The organism is Pseudomonas sp. LBUM920, from assembly GCF_003852315.1.
Taxonomy (GTDB): Bacteria; Pseudomonadota; Gammaproteobacteria; order Pseudomonadales; family Pseudomonadaceae; genus Aquipseudomonas.
On the sequence record NZ_CP027762.1, the window covers coordinates 2,338,636 to 2,356,741 of the forward strand.

General features: G+C 62.6%; 16 protein-coding genes. 14 read left to right on the top strand and 2 right to left on the bottom strand.

The window, feature by feature from the left end:
• Window positions 1-143 precede the first annotated feature (143 nt).
• The 9 genes from C4J83_RS10900 to C4J83_RS10945 all read left to right on the top strand — a co-directional run bounded on the left by C4J83_RS10900 (window position 144) and on the right by C4J83_RS10945 (window position 11,726).
• On the top strand, window positions 144-935 hold the full coding sequence (locus C4J83_RS10900; protein ID WP_106579973.1) for an enoyl-CoA hydratase/isomerase family protein: 792 nt from the start codon (window positions 144-146) through the stop codon (window positions 933-935).
• A 26-nt stretch (window positions 936-961) separates the two neighbouring features.
• On the top strand, window positions 962-2,122 hold the full coding sequence (locus C4J83_RS10905; RefSeq protein WP_106579974.1) for an acyl-CoA dehydrogenase family protein: 1,161 nt from the start codon (window positions 962-964) through the stop codon (window positions 2,120-2,122).
• An 18-nt stretch (window positions 2,123-2,140) separates the two neighbouring features.
• Window positions 2,141-4,249: an acetate--CoA ligase family protein gene (locus C4J83_RS10910; protein ID WP_119735487.1), complete on the top strand. Its 2,109-nt coding sequence runs from the start codon at window positions 2,141-2,143 to the stop codon at window positions 4,247-4,249.
• A complete protein-coding gene (locus C4J83_RS10915) occupies window positions 4,239-5,846 on the top strand; it encodes a 5-guanidino-2-oxopentanoate decarboxylase (protein WP_124417006.1) in 1,608 nt (535 codons plus the stop codon). The genes C4J83_RS10910 and C4J83_RS10915 overlap by 11 nt, the downstream gene beginning before the upstream one ends.
• Before the next feature lie 19 nt (window positions 5,847-5,865).
• On the top strand, window positions 5,866-7,452 hold the full coding sequence (locus C4J83_RS10920; RefSeq protein ID WP_124417007.1) for an ABC transporter substrate-binding protein: 1,587 nt from the start codon (window positions 5,866-5,868) through the stop codon (window positions 7,450-7,452).
• Between the two features lie 150 nt (window positions 7,453-7,602).
• Window positions 7,603-8,562, top strand: coding sequence for an ABC transporter permease (locus tag C4J83_RS10930; protein ID WP_124417009.1), 960 nt, complete (start codon window positions 7,603-7,605; stop codon window positions 8,560-8,562).
• Between the two features lie 3 nt (window positions 8,563-8,565).
• Entirely contained in the window at window positions 8,566-9,393 is an 828-nt protein-coding gene (locus C4J83_RS10935; RefSeq protein WP_124417010.1) for an ABC transporter permease, read from the top strand.
• 2 nt (window positions 9,394-9,395) lie between these two features.
• A complete protein-coding gene (locus C4J83_RS10940; protein WP_119735482.1) occupies window positions 9,396-11,015 on the top strand; it encodes an ABC transporter ATP-binding protein in 1,620 nt (539 codons plus the stop codon).
• Window positions 11,016-11,024: 9 nt separating this feature from the next.
• Complete coding sequence (locus C4J83_RS10945) at window positions 11,025-11,726, top strand: NAD(P)H-dependent oxidoreductase (RefSeq protein ID WP_106579982.1); 702 nt, start codon at window positions 11,025-11,027, stop codon at window positions 11,724-11,726.
• Between the two features lie 123 nt (window positions 11,727-11,849).
• Here C4J83_RS10945 and C4J83_RS10950 read toward each other — a convergent pair whose 3' ends face one another.
• Window positions 11,850-12,929, bottom strand: coding sequence for a 3-deoxy-7-phosphoheptulonate synthase (locus tag C4J83_RS10950; RefSeq protein ID WP_124417011.1), 1,080 nt, complete (start codon window positions 12,927-12,929; stop codon window positions 11,850-11,852).
• A 619-nt stretch (window positions 12,930-13,548) separates the two neighbouring features.
• Here C4J83_RS10950 and C4J83_RS10955 point away from each other — a divergent pair.
• Window positions 13,549-14,298, top strand: coding sequence for a carbon-nitrogen hydrolase family protein (locus C4J83_RS10955; protein ID WP_124417012.1), 750 nt, complete (start codon window positions 13,549-13,551; stop codon window positions 14,296-14,298).
• A complete protein-coding gene (locus tag C4J83_RS10960) occupies window positions 14,299-14,745 on the top strand; it encodes a GNAT family N-acetyltransferase (protein ID WP_124417013.1) in 447 nt (148 codons plus the stop codon).
• Window positions 14,746-14,779: 34 nt separating this feature from the next.
• Here C4J83_RS10960 and C4J83_RS10965 read toward each other — a convergent pair whose 3' ends face one another.
• Entirely contained in the window at window positions 14,780-15,019 is a 240-nt protein-coding gene (locus C4J83_RS10965; RefSeq protein ID WP_106579986.1) for a DNA-binding protein, read from the bottom strand.
• 81 nt (window positions 15,020-15,100) lie between these two features.
• Between C4J83_RS10965 and C4J83_RS10970 the strand changes: the two genes are divergently transcribed.
• From C4J83_RS10970 to uvrC, 3 genes are all read left to right on the top strand, one after another.
• The gene (locus tag C4J83_RS10970; protein ID WP_106579987.1) at window positions 15,101-15,466 is read left to right on the top strand and encodes a helix-turn-helix domain-containing protein; all 366 of its coding nucleotides are present in this window, start codon (window positions 15,101-15,103) and stop codon (window positions 15,464-15,466) included.
• A gap of 151 nt (window positions 15,467-15,617) precedes the next feature.
• Entirely contained in the window at window positions 15,618-16,259 is a 642-nt protein-coding gene (gene gacA / locus C4J83_RS10975) for a response regulator transcription factor GacA (RefSeq protein ID WP_003190387.1), read from the top strand.
• Window position 16,260: 1 nt separating this feature from the next.
• Window positions 16,261-18,084, top strand: coding sequence for an excinuclease ABC subunit UvrC (gene uvrC, locus C4J83_RS10980; RefSeq protein WP_119735477.1), 1,824 nt, complete (start codon window positions 16,261-16,263; stop codon window positions 18,082-18,084).
• Window positions 18,085-18,106: the final 22 nt, after the last annotated feature.

The window sequence follows — 18,106 nt, forward strand, 5'->3', positions numbered from 1 at the left end:
TCTCGCCGCCTGAACGCAAGGTTCAGGCGGCTATTTCCCGTCTGAAAATATTTGCAGTTTGCCGATTGCCTCCTTGCTGAACACTCGTTTAGTATCTCGCCATGTCGCACCCCTCACGCCAATTAAAATAATTCGAGGAAGCCATGACTACCGATTCGCCCGTGCTCACCGATGTGCAAGCAGGCGTTGCCTGGATCACCCTCAACCGTGGTCCCCAGCGCAATGCCCTGGATATCCCAACCCTCAAGCACCTGCATGCCTTGCTCGACACCTTCAACCGCGACCCCGCCGTGCGCGTGGTGGTGTTGACCGGCAGCGGCCGCAGCTTCTGCGCCGGCGCCGACCTGGCGGAGTGGGCCGAAGCCGAATCGCGTGGCGCCCTGGAAACCTACGGCTGGACCGAAACCGCCCACGCCCTGATGACCCGCCTGCACACCCTCGACAAACCCACGATTGCCGCGATCAACGGCACGGCGGTCGGCGCCGGCATGGACCTGACCTTGTGCTGCGACTTGCGCATCGCCGCCCAATCGGCGCGCTTCAAGGCCGGCTACACCAGCATGGCTTACTCGCCGGACGCCGGTGCCAGCTGGCACCTGCCGCGCTTGATCGGCAGCGAGCAAGCCAAGCGCCTGCTGTTTCTCGATGAGCTGTGGAGTGCCGACCGCGCACTGGCCGCCGGCCTGGTCGGTGAGGTGGTCGCCGACGAGCACCTGCACGCCCACGCCATGGCGCTGGCCTCCCGCCTGGCCAATGGCCCGACCTTCGCGTTCGCCCAAACCAAGACGCTGATCCGCGAAGGCGCCGCCCGCAGCCTGCCCGAGCAATTGCACGCCGAACTGGCGGCTGGCCTGTTGTGCGGGCGCAGTGTCGATGGCGCCGAAGCCCTGCGCGCGTCCATGCAAAAGCGTTCACCGAATTTCTGCGGCCAATAACAACAACATCCCGAGCAGGTAGCGCCATGAATTTCCAACTCAGCCAAGAACAAGACATGTTGGTGGACGCCGTACGCAGCTTTGTCGCCAAGGAGTTGCTGCCCCATGAAGAGGCGGTGGACCGTGCCGATGAGGTGTCGCCCGAGCTTGCCGCGCAGATCCGTGACAAGGCGATTGCCGCCGGTTTCTATGCCTTCAACATGCCCGAAGAGGTGGGCGGTGGCGGCCTGGACTACCTGTCCCAGGCACTGATCGAGCGGGAGCTGTCCAAAGTCTCGTGGGCACTGCACGTGTTCGTTGCGCGGCCTTCGAAAATTCTCATGGCGTGCACCGGCGCGCAGATCGAGGACTACCTGTTGCCGTGCGTGCAGGGCAAGAAAATCGACTGCTTCGCGCTGACCGAGCCGGGTGCCGGTTCTGACGCCAACGCCATCAAGACCCGCGCCGTGCGCAGCGGCGATGACTTCGTCATCAACGGCAGCAAGCACTTCATCAGCCACGCCGGCCACGCCGATTTCGCCATCGTCTTTGCGGTGACCGACACCTATGAGCACAACGGCCGTCAGCGCAATGCGGTGACCTCGTTTCTGGTCGATCGCGGCACGCCCGGCATGACCATCCGCCGTGGCCCCAAGTGCGTGAGCAACCGTGGTTATCACACCTATGAAATGTTCTTCGACGACTGCCGCGTGCCCGCGTCCAAGGTGCTCGGCGAAGTCGGCAAAGGCTGGGACGTGGCCAATGCCTGGCTCACCGCCGGGCGCGTGATGGTCGCCGCCAACTGCGTCGGCCAGGCTCAGCGCGCGCTGGATGTGTCGCTGCAATGGGCCGCCGACCGCAAGCAGTTCGGCCAGCCCATCGGCACCTACCAGGGCGTGAGTTTCAAACTCGCCGACATGGCCACGCAGATTCGCGCCGCCGAGCTGCTGACCCTGCACACCGCCTGGAAGATGGACCAGGGCAGCATGACCGACGGCGAGGCCGGCATGGCCAAGTTGTTTGCCAGCGAAACCCTGGGCAACGTCGCTGATGAAGCCGTGCAGATTTTCGGTGGCATGGGCTTGATGGACGAAGGGCCGGTGGAGCGCATCTGGCGCAACGCACGCATCGAACGGATCTGGGAAGGTACCTCGGAAATCCAGCGCCATATCATCGCCCGTGAACTGCTGCGGCCGCTGTTGCGCTGATCGGCGCGGAGAACGCTTATGTCCCAGGCTATTCGCGACAACCTCAAGCGCCTGCTGGCGCCCCGGCACCTGGCCTTCGTCGGTGGGCGCAGCATGGCGCGCGCCCTCAAGCGCTGCGCCGACGGCGGTTTTACCGGGCCCATGTGGCTGGTCAACCCGCAGCACGACAGCCTCGACGGTATCCCGTGTGTGCGCCGCATCGCCGATTTGCCCTGCGGCCCGGATGCGGTATTTATCGCCACCAACCGTGAACTGACGCTGACCTGCGTGGCGGAACTCGCCGCCATCGGCACCGGCGGCGCGATTTGCTACGCCTCGGGTTTTGCCGAAACCGGGGCCACCGGCCTAGCCCTGCAACAGCAGTTGCTGAGGGCCGCGGGTGACATGGCATTGCTCGGCCCCAACTGCTACGGCCTGCTCGATTACCTGCACAGCTCGGCCCTGTGGCCGGTGGCCCATGGCGGCAAAGCGGTGCACAAGGGCGTGGCGGTGCTGACCCAGAGCGGCAACTTCGCCTACAACCTGTCGATGAGCGACCGCTCGCTGCCGGTGGCCTACATGGCGTCGGTGGGCAACCAGGCGCAACTGGGGGTGGCCGAACTGATGGACGTGTTGCTCGATGAGCCGCGCGTCACCGCCATCGGCCTGCACCTGGAAGGCTTGAAGAATGTGCCGGCGTTTGCTCGCGCGGCGCACAAGGCCCTGGAAAAAGGCATCCCGATCATCGCGCTGAAAACCGGCGTGTCGCAGATTGGCGCCGAGCTGGCGTTGAGTCATACCAGCTCGCTATCCGGTTCGGACGCGCTGTACGACAGCCTGTTTGCACGGCTGGGCGTGATTCGCGTCAGCGGCCCGGTGAGTTTTGTCGAAACCCTGAAAGCCGCCGCGTGCGGCCATCTGCCGGCGGGCAATCGCCTCATCGCGCTGGCTTGTTCCGGCGGCGATGCAGGGCTGATTGCCGACTATGCCGAGCGCAACCACCTGGCCCTGCCAGAACTGGACGAAGGCCAGCGCGGCGAGCTGGCGCAGGTGTTGCCCAGCTACGCCAACCTGGTCAACCCGCTGGATTTCACCACCGCCATCTGGGGCGACCGCGACGCACTCGGCAGCATGCTCGACACGGCCCTGCGTACCGACGCGGATGCGGCCATGCTGGTGCTGGATTACCCGGCTGAATTCACCGGCGAGCGCAAGGAATGTGACGTGCTGTTGGCGCTGTTCTGCGACGCGCTCGCGCGGCATGGCAAGACCGGCTTCGTCACCTCGGCCTTTCCCGAATTGCTGCCGGCCCATGCACGCGAGCGTCTGCATGCCCAAGGCATCGCCGCGCTGCAAGGCGTGGAGGACGCGTTCGCCGCGTGGGGCCGCATCGCCGACTACCAAAATAATCGTCGCGTGTTGCTCGAGCGCGGCGAATCGATCCTTGCGCCGCTGTGCCCGCAACCCCTTGAGAGCCAGGGTTTGGCGCTGGATGAGTGGGCGTCCAAACAAGCCTTGCGCGCCTTCGGCCTGAATACGCCGGCTGCTGTATTGAGCACGCCGGGGCGGGCAATCGTGGACGCCAAGCTGTTGGGCTACCCGTTGGTGCTCAAGGCCGTCAGCGCTGATTTGCCGCATAAAACCGAAGCGGGTGCCGTGGCGCTGAACCTCGAAGACGACGTGGCGCTGGCCACCGCACTCGAGCGCATGCGCGGGCAAATCGCCGCATACGCACCGGGTGTCGCCTTCGATCAATTGCTGCTGGAATCGATGGCAACCCAGCCGTTGGCGGAGCTGATCGTGGGCATCAAGCGTGAAAACGACTTCGGCCTGGCCTTGGTGATTGGCGCTGGCGGCATCCTCGTGGAGTTGCTCAAGGACAGCCGCAGCCTGTTGTTGCCGACCACCGACGGCGCGATTCGCAACGCGTTGCTCAGCCTGCGCAGCGCGGCGTTGCTGCAAGGCTTTCGTGGCCGTGAGGTGGCGGATATGGACGCGCTGGTCGCGGCCATCCGCGCGGTGGCCGACTACGCCTGCGCGAATGCCGGGCAGTTACTGGAACTGGATGTGAACCCATTGCTGGTCAGTGCCCGCGGCGCCACGGCGGTCGATGCATTGATTCGCCTAGGAGATGGTCATGCACGCTAAAACAATCACCGGCGGCCAAGCGCTGGTGCGGTTGCTCGCCAACTATGGCGTCGACACGGTATTCGGCATTCCCGGCGTGCACACGCTGGAGCTGTATCGCGGCTTGCCCGGCAGCGGCATTCGGCATGTGCTCACGCGCCATGAACAAGGCGCAGGTTTCATGGCCGACGGCTATGCGCGGGTCAGCGGCAAGCCGGGCGTGTGCTTTGTGATCACCGGCCCTGGGGTCACCAATGCGGCAACCGCAATCGGCCAGGCTTACGCCGACTCGATCCCGATGCTGGTGATTTCCAGCGTCAACCACACCGCCAGCCTCGGCAAGGGGTGGGGCAGCCTGCATGAAACCCAGGACCAGCGCGCAATCACCGCGCCAATCACGGCGTTTTCGGCGGTGGCGTCAAGCGCCGAGGATTTGCCCGAGCTGGTCGCCCGTGCCTACGCGGTGTTCGACAGCGAGCGTCCACGGCCGGTGCATATCTCGGTGCCGCTGGACGTGTTGGCGGCTCCGGTTGAAAGGGACTGGAGCAATGAGGTAGTACGCGGTTCAGGGCGTGGCGTGCCAATGGCCGAGGTGCTGGATCAGGCGGTGGCCAAGCTCGCTTCGGCCGAACGGCCAATGATCATTGCCGGCGGCGGCGCGCTGGCGGCGGGGGAGGCTTTGCAGCGCTTGAGCACGCAACTGGCGGCGCCGTTTTTTACCAGTGTCGCGGGCAAGGGTTTGGTGCCGGTCAATGACCCGCTGAATGCCGGTTCAACCCTGTGCGTCGAACCCGGCTGGCAACTGATCAGCGAGGCCGATGTGGTGCTGGCGGTCGGCACGGAAATGGCCGACACCGATTACTGGCGTGAGCGCTTGCCCATCACCGGTGAGCTGCTGCGCGTGGACATCGACCCACGCAAATTCAATGATTTTTACCCGTGCACGCTGGCGCTGCACGGCGATGCCAACAGCACTGTGCTGGCGTTGCTGGAGCGCTTGCCGACGGCGCCGCGAGACGCTGAAGCGGCAACCAAAAAAGTCGCCACATTGCTCCAGGCCGTTGAGCTGGGACACGGGCCCTTGCAGTCGATCCACCAAGCCATCCTCGACCGCATCGAGGCCGAACTGCCCGCCAATGCTTTTATCAGCACTGACATGACCCAACTCGCCTACACCGGCAACTATGCCTACCGCAGCCGCGCCCCGCGCAGCTGGCTGCACCCCACCGGCTACGGCACCTTGGGCTATGGCTTGCCGGCGGGCATCGGCGCCACGTTCGGCGCGCCTCTGCGGCCAGGGCTGGTGCTGGTGGGCGACGGCGGCTTCCTCTACACCGCCCAGGAATTGGCCACTGCCGTTGAAGAGCTGGACAGCCCACTGGTGGTGCTGCTGTGGAACAACGATGCCCTCGGGCAAATTCGCGATGACATGCTCAGCCTCGACATCGAGCCCATCGGCGTACTGCCGCGCAACCCGGATTTCGCGCTGTTCGCCCAGGCGTTCGGGTGCACCGTGAACCAGCCAAAGAACCTGGATGAATTGCAAACGGACTTGCGCAACGGCTTCAAACGCAATGGCGTGACCTTGATCGAGTTGAAACATGCCTATGCCTGTTGACCTTTAGAGGAGCAAGACCATGAGCGAAAACAACAACAAAATGACTCAAGCGATGCACCGACGGGACTTCCTCAAACACAGCGCCGTGGCCGGCGCGGTGGCGGCGGCGTTTTCCATGGGCCTGCCCTTGCATGCCTTCGGCGAAGACGCAGCGCCCAAACCGGGCGGCGTGCTGCGCCTGGGCCTGGCCGGCGGCAGCACCACCGATTCGCGCGATCCCGGCTCCTGGGTCGACACGTTTACCTTCGTCGGCTTCTCGGCGGTGTACAACACCCTGACTGAAATCGCCGTGGACGGCAGCGCAATCCCCGAACTGGCCGAGCGCTTTGAGTCCACCGCGGATGCGCGCGTGTGGACCTTTCACTTGCGCCAGGGCGTGACCTTCCACAATGGCAAAACCCTGAGCGCTGAAGACGTGGTGGTGTCGATCAATCATCACTTGAGCAAGGACTCCACGTCGGCGGCCAAGACGGTGCTCGGTGATGTCGCCAGCGTCAGCGCCAACGGCAACGACGCGGTGGTGTTCGAGCTGCATTCGGGCAACGCGGATTTTGCCTATGTGGTGGCCGATTACCATTTGGTGATCATGCCCGCCAAGGACGGCGCCGCCGATTGGCAGGCCGGTGTAGGCACCAGTGGCTATCGCCTGAAAAGCTTCGAACCGGGCGTGCGCATGGACCTGGAGCGCAACCCCGATTACTGGAAACCCGGCCGCGCCCACTTCGCCAGTGCCGAGTTGCTCGCCATCGCCGACGGCGCCGCGCGGGTCAATGCGCTGGTCACCGGGCAAGTCGATGTGATCAACAAGGTCGACCTGAAAACCGTGGCATTGCTCAAGCGCAACCCAGGCTTGGTGATTGAAGAAACCAAGGGCGCCCAGCACTACACCTTCCCGATGCTGTGCGACAGCAACGAGTTCAAGAACAACGACATTCGCATGGCCATGAAGCACGCGATCAACCGCGAAACCCTGCTGGCGTCGGTGCTGCATGGTTATGGCCTGGTGGGCAACGACCACCCGATCCAGCCGGGCAGCCGCTTTATCAACGCCGCACTGGAGCAGCGCGCCTACGACCCGGACAAGTCGCGCTTCTACTTGCGCAAGGCCGGGGTGGAGTCGCTCAAGGTGCGCCTGCAAGCTTCCGACGCGGCTTACACCGGCGCGGTGGACGCCTCGGTGCTGTTCAAGGAGCAGGCGCGCCAGGCCGGTATCGACATTGACGTGGTGCGCGAGCCGGCCGACGGCTACTTCTCCAATGTGTGGATGAAGCAGCCGTTCACCACCTCGTTTTGGTACAGCAGCCTGACCGCCGACCGCATGTTCAGCATCGGCTACGCCAAAGGCGCGGCGTGGAACGAAACCCACTGGGACAACGCGCGCTTCAACCAACTGCTCACGGCCGCGCGTGGCGAGATGAACGCGCCACTGCGCCAGGAGATGTACAACGAAATGCAGGCCCTGTGCCGGGACGATGGCGGCGCGATTGTGCCGCTGTTCGCCAGCTCTGTGGCGGCGCGTTCGAACCGCGTCAGCCATGGGCCGCTGACCGCGCCTTATGGTGAGTTGGATGGGCTGCGGCTGATTGAGCGCTGGTGGCAAGCCTAGAGCCCCTACTAAAAATGAAGATCAAATTGTGGGAGCGGGCTTGCTCGCGAAAGCGCTCTGTCAGTTGACGCATGTAGTGGCTGGCACACCGCTTTCGCGAGCAAGCCCGCTCCCACATAGGGTTTGTGGTGTTTCAGGAGCAATGCACCCATGAATAGTTTGTTGAAGCTCATCCTCCAACGTCTCGCCCTCGGCCTGCTGTCGTTGTTCGCGGTCTCGGTGATCATCTTTCTCGCCGTGGGCATGCTGCCGGGCGATATTGCCCAGGCCATGCTCGGCCAGTCGGCCACGCCGGAAACCGTGGCGGCGTTTCGCGCGCAGTTGGGCCTGGATTTGCCGCCGTTCACGCGCTTTGCGCAATGGCTGTTGCGCCTGCTGCACGGCGATCTGGGCGCTTCACTGGCCAACCAGCGGCCTATCGCCGAGCTGATCGGTGCGCGTCTGGGCAACACGCTGAGCCTGGCCGCCCTGGCGGCGCTGGTCTCGGTGCCCACCGCGCTGGTGCTGGGCATGTTGGCGGCGCTGTACCGCAACAGCTGGTTTGATCGCCTGCTCAACACCACGGCGTTGAGCGCCGTGTCGTTCCCGGAGTTCTTTGTCGCCTACCTGCTGATCCTGGTGTTTTCGGTGAAGCTCGGCTGGTTTCCCAGCCTGTCCAACCTGGCACCGGATGCGTCGTTCGCCACGATCCTTGAGCGCTCGGTGTTGCCGGTTGCCACACTGAGCCTGGTGGTGATCGCGCAGATGATGCGCATGACCCGTGCCTCTTTGATCAACCTGCTGGCCAGCCCCTACATCGAAATGGCCCGGCTCAAGGGCATTCGCCCGTCGCGGATTATCTGGCGCCACGCGTTGCCCAATGCACTGGCACCCATCGTCAACGTGGTGGCGCTCAACCTGGCGTACCTGGTGGTGGGCGTGGTGGTGGTCGAAGTGGTGTTTGTCTATCCGGGGCTGGGGCAATTGCTGGTGGACTCGGTGTCCAAGCGCGACATCCCGGTGGTGCAGGCGTGCAGCCTGATCTTTGCCGCCACCTACATCCTGCTCAATACCTCGGCGGATGTGCTGTCCATCGCCAGCAACCCACGCCTGATGCACCCAAAGGGGTAGACCATGAGCCTGTTGAGCCACGTGGCCAGGGCGCCGTTGAGCGCCAAGTTCGGCCTGCTGATTATTGTGTTGTACATCGCGGTGGCGCTGTTTGCGCCGCTGCTGGCGCCGTACGGCGAAACCCAGGTGGTGGGCGAGGGGTTCGCGCCCTGGAGCGGTCAGTTTTTACTGGGCACCGATAACCTCGGGCGCGATATGTTCAGCCGCCTCGTCTACGGCGCGCGCAATACCCTGGGCATCGCCTTCCTGACTACCACGCTGGCGTTCCTGCTGGGCGGTTTGAGCGGCTTGGTCGCCGCCATCAAGGGCGGCTGGATTGACCAGGGGCTGTCGCGGGTGGTGGATATTCTGATGGCAATCCCGCAGCTGATTTTTGCCTTGCTGATCCTCAGCGTGGTGGGCACCAACGCGACGTCGCTGGTGGTGGTGATTGCGCTGCTGGATTCGACGCGGGTGTTCCGCTTGTCTCGCGCGGTGGCGATGACCGTGGTGGTGCAGGATTTTGTCGAAGCCGCACGCCTGCGTGGCGAAGGCTTGTGGTGGCTGGTCAGCCGCGAAGTGCTGCCCAACGCTGCCGCGCCGTTGATTGCCGAATTCGGCCTGCGCTTTTGCTTTGTGTTCCTGTTTATCAGCGCGTTGTCGTTCCTGGGCCTGGGCATTCAACCGCCCACCGCCGACTGGGGCAGTATGGTGCGCGATAACGCGGTGTTGATCACCTTCGGCGACATCAGCCCGTTGCTGCCGGCGCTGGCGGTGGCCTTGATTACGGTCAGCGTGAATTTTGTCGTCGACTGGATGCTGCATACATCCAGCGGCCTGAAGGAGTATTGAGGATGGACAGGCCATTGCTGGAAATCCGCAACCTGCAGGTTGAAGGGCATTACGAAGACGCCTGGCACCCGCTGATCCAGGGCATCGACCTGACCTTGCAACGCGGCGAAGTGCTGGGGCTGATCGGCGAGTCGGGCGCGGGTAAATCCACCCTTGGCCTGGCGGCGATGGGGTACGCGCGCGACGGTTGCCGCATTGTCGGCGGCTCGGTGTGTTTTGACGGCATCGCGTTGCTGCAGGCCAAGCCTGAGGCCTTGCGCAAGCTGCGTGGTTTGCGCATCGCGTATGTGGCGCAAAGCGCGGCGGCGTCCTTCAACCCGGCGCACCGCCTGATCGATCAGCACGTGGAAACCGCGGTGATCAACGGCGGTATCAGCCGCGCCCAGGCCGAGCGCGAAGCGGTGGAGTTGTACCGCGTGCTGCGCTTGCCCAACCCCGAAACCATTGGCCAACGCTATCCGCATCAAGTGTCAGGTGGGCAATTGCAGCGGGTGATGACGGCGATGGCGATGGCCTGCCACCCGGACTTGATCATCTTCGACGAACCCACCACCGCCCTCGACGTCACCACCCAGATCGAAGTGCTGGCAGCCATTCGCGACGCGGTGAAAACCTTCGGCAGCGCCGCGCTGTATATCAGCCACGATTTGGCGGTGGTGGCGCAGATGGCCGATCGCATCATGGTGCTGCGCCACGGCAAGCGGGTCGAGGAAGCCGACACTCGCAGCATGCTCAGCCAGCCGCAGCAGGCGTACACCCAATCGCTGTGGGCGGTGCGCAGCTTTCGCACCGAGCCCAAGGCGCGCCCGGCCCAGGACGTGCCGCTGCTGGAGGTGCGCCAGGTGTGTGCCAGCTACGGGCATCAACCGGTGCTGCATGAGGTGTCGCTGCAGCTGCATCGCGGCCAGACCCTGGCGGTGATCGGCGAATCCGGCAGTGGCAAAAGCTCTACCGCGCGGCTGATTACCGGCCTGCTGCCCGCCACGGCGGGGCAGGTGTTGTACGACGGCGAGGCGCTGCCGGTGGATTTTCGGCGGCGCAGCAAGGAGCAGTTGCGGCGTATCCAGATGATCTACCAGATCCCCGACACGGCGCTGAACCCGCGCCAGCGCATCGTCGACATCATCGGCCGGCCACTGACGTTTTACCTGGGCCTTAAGGGCAAGGCGATGCGCGCGCGGGTGGCCGAGCTGCTGGAGATGATCGAGCTGGACCCGGCGGTGTTTATGGAGCGCCAACCGCGCGAGCTGTCCGGGGGGCAGAAGCAGCGCATCTGCATCGCCCGCGCGCTGGCCGCTGACCCGCAACTGATCATCTGCGACGAAGTCACCTCAGCCCTCGATCAACTCGTGGCCGAAGGCGTGCTGAAGTTGCTCAACCGCCTCCAGCAGCAACTGGGTGTGGCTTACCTGTTTATCACCCACGACGTCGCCACCGTGCGCGCGATTGCCGATGAGGTGGTGGTGATGCAGCGGGGCAGGGTGGTCGACCAGGGCAGCCGCAGCGCGATTTTTACCCCGCCTTACCAGGACTACACCGGCCTGCTGTTTTCATCGGAACCGGAAATGGACCCGGACTGGCTCGATCATTTGCTGGCCCAACGGGCGGCGCCCACCGTTTGAGGAATTCACATGAAGGTTTTGATTGTTCACGCCCATCCTGAACCGCAGTCCTTTACCGCCGCCTTGCGCGACCAGGCGGTCAGCACGCTGCAAGAGCAGGGGCATGCGGTGCAGGTCAGCGACTTGTACGCCATGCAGTGGAACCCCGTAGCGTCGGCGGCGGATTTTTCGACACGGGAGAATCCTGACTATCTGGTGTACGCCCTGGAGCAACGGCTGGGGGTGAAGAAGCAGTCGATCGCGGCGGATATCCAGGCTGAGTTGGACAAGTTGCTGTGGGCCGATTTGCTGATTCTTAACTTTCCGATCTTCTGGTTCTCGGCGCCGGCGATGCTCAAGGGCTGGATCGACCGGGTGCTGGTGTCGGGCGTGTGTTACGGCGGCAAGCGTTTTTACGATCAGGGCGGGCTGGCGGGCAAGCGGGCGCTGGTCACGGTGACCCTGGGCGGGCGTGAGCATATGTTTGGCGAAGGCGCTATTCACGGGCCGCTGGAGGAGATGTTGAAGCCGATTCTGCGCGGCACGCTGGCGTATGTCGGGTATGAAGTGCTGGCGCCGTTTGTGGCCTGGCATGTGCCGTATATCAGCGACGAGGCGCGGCGGGAGTTTCTGTTGGGGTATGCGCGGCGGTTGCAAGGCCTGGCGCAAGAGCAGCCTTTGATATTCCCGAAATTGGAACAATTCGATGAGGCGCTATACCCACTTTCCTGAGTCCAGCGCTGTTCAAGTGTGGGAGCTGGCTTGCCTGCGATTACGGCACATCAGCTAAAGGTCTGTAGCCTGATACACCGCTATCGCAGGCAAGCCAGCTCCCACATTTATGATCCGCTTCTGTCAGTTGGCTTTGTGCTGTTCCCGCAACCGGTCTGCCGCACTGCGCAACAACTGTTCGGTGCCGTCCCAGCCCAGGCAACCATCAGTCACCGACACGCCGTATTTCATCGATGCGCTCAACGGCTGGCAACCTTCGAACAGATGGCTTTCGAGCATCATGCCGATCAGCGAGGTGTCGCCTTGCAGGCGTTGTTCCAGCACGTCGTTGAACACGGCCGGCTGACGCAGCGGGTCTTTGCCGCTGTTGGCGTGGCTGCAATCGACCATGATCCGCGCCGCGACCTTGGACTTGGCCAAATCGTGTTTTACCTGCGCCACACTTTGCGCATCGTAGTTTGGCCCACGGTGACCGCCGCGCAGCACCAGGTGCGTGTCGGGGTTGCCCGGGGTCTGGATGATCGCCGGATGGCCCTGGCTGTCGACGCCGAAGTGGCGGTGCGGGTGTGACGCCGAGCGCATCGCGTCACAGGCAATCGCGACGCCGCCGTCGGTGCCGTTCTTGAAGCCGACCGGCATGCCCAGGCCGCTGGCCATTTCGCGGTGGATCTGCGACTCGGTGGTGCGTGCGCCAATGGCGACCCAACTGAGCAGGTCATCGAAGTAGCCGGCGGCCATGGGTTGCAGCAGCTCGGTGGCGACCGGCAGGCCCAGGCGCAGCATTTCACGCATCAGTTGGCGCGACAGGGTCAGGCCTGCGGCCATGTCATCGCTGCCGTCCAGGTGCGGGTCGTAGGCCAGGCCTTTCCAGCCGATGGTGGTGCGCGGTTTTTCCACGTAGGCGCGGATCACCAGCAGCATCTGGTCGCTGACTTCAAGCGCCAGTTTCTTCAGATTGCGCGCGTATTCCATGGCCGATTCGGGGTCGTGGATCGAGCACGGGCCGACAATCACCAGCAAACGGGCGTCTTCACCGTTGAGGATGGCGCGCACGGCTTGGCGATGGGCGTTGATCTGTTCGTTGAGGAAGGGGCTCAGTGGCAGCTGGTGCTTGAGTTCAAGCGAGCTGGGCAGGCGCTGGGTCAGGGCTTCATTGGCGCTGGACAGGTTGGCAACAGGCAAGGCGGCGGTGGCAGAGTTCATATTCAAGGCTTCCTGGGCAAGCGGCGGGCGATTCCCGCGCGCTCTGCCCTACTGGGGTGTTCGACAATTGGCCGTATTGGCTACGTGTGTTGGCTTGCCACCAATAGGTGACCGATCGGAGGCGGCAGGCTGTCCCGAACGGAGCTTGCTAAATCGCCATGCAGTGCAGGTGTCGTAGCGGTAATAGGTGGCGTAGTTCATGTCGTGAGTCCTTTTAGTGTTCGGTGTGAAGCAAAATAAGTAGGGGCTGAAAAAACAAAACCCCCGGTCGGGGAGCCGACCGGGGGTTAGATTTCTCTGGTAGGCGACCCCTTGAGTAATGGGCGCCGATTTCAGGTATCAGGCGCGCCAGTGGCTAAACCAATACCCAAAATAAAAGCTGACCAGTGCGCTCGAACCGTTCACGCGGGTAGCCGATACCGAGCGCGGGGCGCTGGCAGCAGGGCAAACCTGAGTGTGGGTGAGTTGCAACATGGTGTGTCTCCAAATGATGGGGGGAGCTTACTAGAGGCACGCGGGTGGATTCAATCAGTAATTTCTATCGCCTGAGGTACTTACGGCTATGGGGTGAGTGTCGATATGCTGCTGACACTTAGATATTGATGGCTTGGACGCGACCATGACTGCCTTGACCCTTGCTGCTGCTCAGACCACTTCAATCGCAGGCGATGTGCCGGCCAATATCCAGCGGCACTTGGCGTTTATGCAGGTGGCGGCGGAGCACGGTGTGCAGTTACTGGTGTTTCCAGAGCTGTCGTTGACCGGCTACGAGCCGGCGCTGGCCGCTGAACTGGCGATGGCGCCAGAGGATGCACGGCTTGCGCCATTGCGTGAGAAGGCGCAGGCGCTGCAATTGACGGCGGTGGTGGGGATGCCGATCCGTTTGGCGCCCGGGGCGGGCGTGTTGATCGGCGCGCTGGTGTTGGCGGCGGACGGGTCGCTGGCGGTCTACACCAAGCAGCATTTGCATGCGGGTGAAGACGTGGCGTTCGTCGCAGGGCAGGGCGGTGCCGCCCTCGAATGGGCGGATGATCGTATTGCGCTGGCGGTTTGCGCAGACTTTTCCCACGCCAGCCATCCACGTGAGGCCGCGCACGCCGGCGCCAATGTGTACGCCGCCGGCGTGTTGATCAGCGAGGGTGGCTACGCCGCAGACAGTGCGCTGCTCCAGGGGTATGCCGCCGAGCATCGCATGCTGGTGTTGATGGCCAACCATGGCGGGCCTTCAGGCGGCTGGGCCTGCGCAGGGCGCAGCGCCATCTGGGCCGCGGACGGCAGCGTGCTGGCCGCCGCACCGGGCACTGGCGACGCGTTGGTGCTTGCCCGCCGCGATGGCGGCCACTGGTCTGGCCACGTGGTTGCACTGTAAATGACGTTTCACCTGCGCGCCGCGACTGGCGATGACTTGCCATTCGCACGGAGGCTGACCTACCAAGCCATGGGCGGCTACTACCTGCAATACGGTCTTGTGTGGTCTGACTATGGCTTTGATGTGGGCTGGGGAAGCCGCGAGAACTGGATGATCTGCAAGGACGACGCAGTGCTGGGGTTTATCAGCCTGAGCCGTGACAACAATGCTCTGTACATTCGCGAATTGCACTTGTCCGAAAACTACCGCAAGCAGGGCGCAGGCAGCTGGGTACTCGAGCAGATGGCGCTCAAGGCGCGTGAACAGGGGCTGGGTCTTTTACGCTTGACGGTGTTCAAAACCAATCCGGCGCGCAGGTTGTATCAGCGCCTGGGGTTGAGCATCGTAGGGGAAGAGGGTTGCTTCTGGCGCATGGAGCGCGAGTGTCAGGCAGGTCCATCGGACTAAACAGGCACGTCTTGCCAATAGGCGCATACTACGGTCAGGAAACGATTTCCGGGTCGCGGTTCAGGGCCACGGGCTCATCCACGATAATCCCTTCTTTCATGCCCAACAGGACCGCCACCTTGTGGGCTTCCCCACGCCGTCCTTTTTTACGCCCGGCGAGCACTTGATAGGTCGTGGCCGGATCAACGCCGTGCTCACGGGCAAACGCTTGAACTGACTTTCCTTGATGTTCCAGCCAGGCCTTGGCTTGTGCAGCAGTGCGAATACCGGGCATAGTTCAAAACCGTTCAAGTTTGTTTAAAACGAGATGAGTGTGTCACCTCTTGGGGTGTGCCAGACAGGATCATACATCCAAATGAGTGGAATCGGTTCGCGTTTAAGGCAGGAAAGAGAACGTCTTGGCCTGTCACAGAAAGTTTTTGGTGAAATCGGCGGCGTTGAAGCAAATGCCCAGGGCAAATACGAAAGCGGTGGCCGCGCACCCAAGGCGGACTACCTGTCACGCGTGGCGCAGCGTGGTGTAGATGTTTTATATGTGCTGACGGGAAGTCCGACGCCTATCCAGCTGGAAAACCTCAGTCAGCTGGAAGAAAAAATCCTGGAAAACTACCGGGTGATGCTCAAGGAAGATCAGGACGCTATCCGCCGACTGACCTCCACACTGGCGGAACACTCCGTGTCGCAGAACGGAAAACACAAGTCGGCTCTCACGCAAAGCTGACCTTTTGCTCAGTAAAATCGGCTGTCTGGCGCAAGTCGGGCACCGATGGCGTGCGTAAACTCTATATATATGACGCTTGCAGCTAGGTCTGCGCCCTGGTTTTTTGCTAAGGTGTTCAGCAACCTATAAGACCATATCGCGAGGTGTCTGCTTGATTAGGGTGCTAGTAGTCGATGACCATGATCTCGTTCGTACAGGCATTACACGAATGCTGGCTGACATCGATGGCCTGCAAGTAGTCGGTCAGGCCGAGTCAGGGGAGGAGTCCCTGATCAAGGCCCGGGAGTTGAAACCCGATGTGGTTTTGATGGACGTCAAGATGCCTGGGATCGGCGGTCTTGGTGCCACTACCAAATTGTTGCGCAGCCATCCGGACATTAAAGTCGTGGTGGTGACCGTGTGTGAGGAAGACCCTTTTCCTACACGTCTGCTGCAGGCAGGCGCGGCCGGTTACCTGACCAAAGGTGCGGGCCTGGCGGAGATGGTGCAAGCCATTCGCCTGGTATTTGCCGGCCAGCGTTATATCAGCCCGCAGATTGCCCAACAGTTGGCTATCAAATCTTTCCAGCCCACCAGCGACTCGCCGTTTGATGCGCTGTCGGAGCGGGAAATCCAGATTGCCTTGATGATCGTCGGCTGCCAGAAAGTGCAGACGATTTCCGACAAGCTTTGCCTGTCGCCCAAAACCGTTAACACCTACCGCTATCGCATTTTCGAGAAGCTCGCCATCAGCAGTGATGTTGAATTGACCCTGCTCGCGGTGCGCCACGGCATGGTGGACGCCAGCGCCTGACATGACCACACCGTTTGATCCAAGTGCCTTTCTCTCAACCTGCAGTGGCCGTCCCGGCGTGTACCGCATGTTCGACAGCGAGGCACGCCTGCTTTACGTGGGCAAAGCCAAGAACCTGAAAAACCGTCTGGCGAGCTACTTTCGCAAGACCGGCTTGGCGACGAAAACCGCTGCCTTGGTGGCGCGTATCGCCCAGGTTGAAACCACCATCACCGCCAATGAAACCGAAGCGCTGTTGCTTGAGCAGACGCTGATCAAGGAATGGCGGCCGCCCTACAACATTCTGCTGCGTGACGATAAATCCTACCCCTATGTGTTTTTATCCGACGGCAATTTCCCGCGACTGAGCATTCACCGCGGCGCGAAGAAGCAGAAGGGCAAGTATTTCGGGCCGTACCCCAGCGCGGGTGCAATCCGCGAAAGCCTGAGCCTGCTGCAAAAGACCTTTTTTGTGCGCCAGTGCGAAGACAGTTTCTACAAGAACCGCACGCGGCCTTGCCTGCAGTACCAGATCAAGCGCTGCAAGGCGCCTTGTGTCGGCCTGGTTGATCCGGCGGAGTACGCCGAGGATGTGCGCCATTCGGTGATGTTCCTTGAAGGGCGCAGCAATGCGCTCACCGATGAGCTCTCCGGCGCCATGGAACAAGCTGCCAGCACGCTGGATTTCGAGCGGGCCGCCGAGTTGCGCGACCAGATCTCTCTATTGCGCCGTGTCCAGGACCAGCAAAGCATGGAGGGCGGCAACGGCGACGTCGATGTCATCGCCGCCTTCGTCAACCCGGGCGGCGCCTGTGTGCATTTGATCAGCGTGCGTGGCGGGCGAGTGCTGGGCAGCAAGAACTTCTTCCCGCAAACCGGGATCGACGAGGAAGTGGCTGAAGTCATGGCCGCCTTCCTCGGTCAGTACTACGTCAGCAGCCCCGAGCGCGATCTGCCCTCGGAGTTGATCGTCAACGTGGTGCATGAAGACTTCCCCACGCTGATCGAGGCCATCCACGAGCTGCGCGGCCGTGAGCTGGACATCAGCCACCGCGTGCGCGGTACCCGTGCCCGTTGGCAGCAACTGGCGGTCACAAACGCCGAGCAGGCCCTGAGTGCGCGTCTGGCCAATCGGCAGCATGTGGCCGCACGCTTTGACGCCTTGGCTGAAGTCCTTAACCTGGACGAGCCGCCGCAACGGCTGGAGTGTTACGACATCAGCCACTCCAGCGGCGAAGCCACTGTGGCGTCCTGTGTGGTGTTCGGGCCGGAAGGGCCGATCAAATCCGATTACCGGCGCTACAACATCGAAGGCGTTACCGCCGGCGATGACTACGCCGCGATGCACCAGGCCCTGACGCGACGCTTCAGCAAGTTGAAGGACGGAGAGGGCAAACTGCCGGATATCCTCCTGGTGGACGGCGGCAAGGGCCAGCTGTCCATGGCCCGTGACGTGCTCAACGAACTCGCCGTGCCCGACCTGATCCTGCTCGGCGTGGCCAAGGGCGCCACGCGCAAGGCCGGTTTCGAGACGTTGTACTTGAATGATGCCGCCCATGAGTTCACCTTGAAGGGCGACTCACCCGCGCTGCACCTGATTCAACAGATCCGTGACGAGGCCCACCGTTTTGCCATTACTGGCCACCGTGCCCGTCGCGGCAAAACCCGTCGAACCTCAACTCTGGAAGGGGTAGCGGGCGTTGGCCCGACACGCCGGCGCGACCTGCTAAAACATTTTGGTGGCTTGCAGGAGCTGTCCCGTGCCAGCATTGACGAAATAGCCAAAGCACCCGGTATCAGTAAAAAGCTCGCTGAGTTGATTTATGCAAACCTGCACAGCGAATAGAATGCCTTCTCACCTCGTAGCC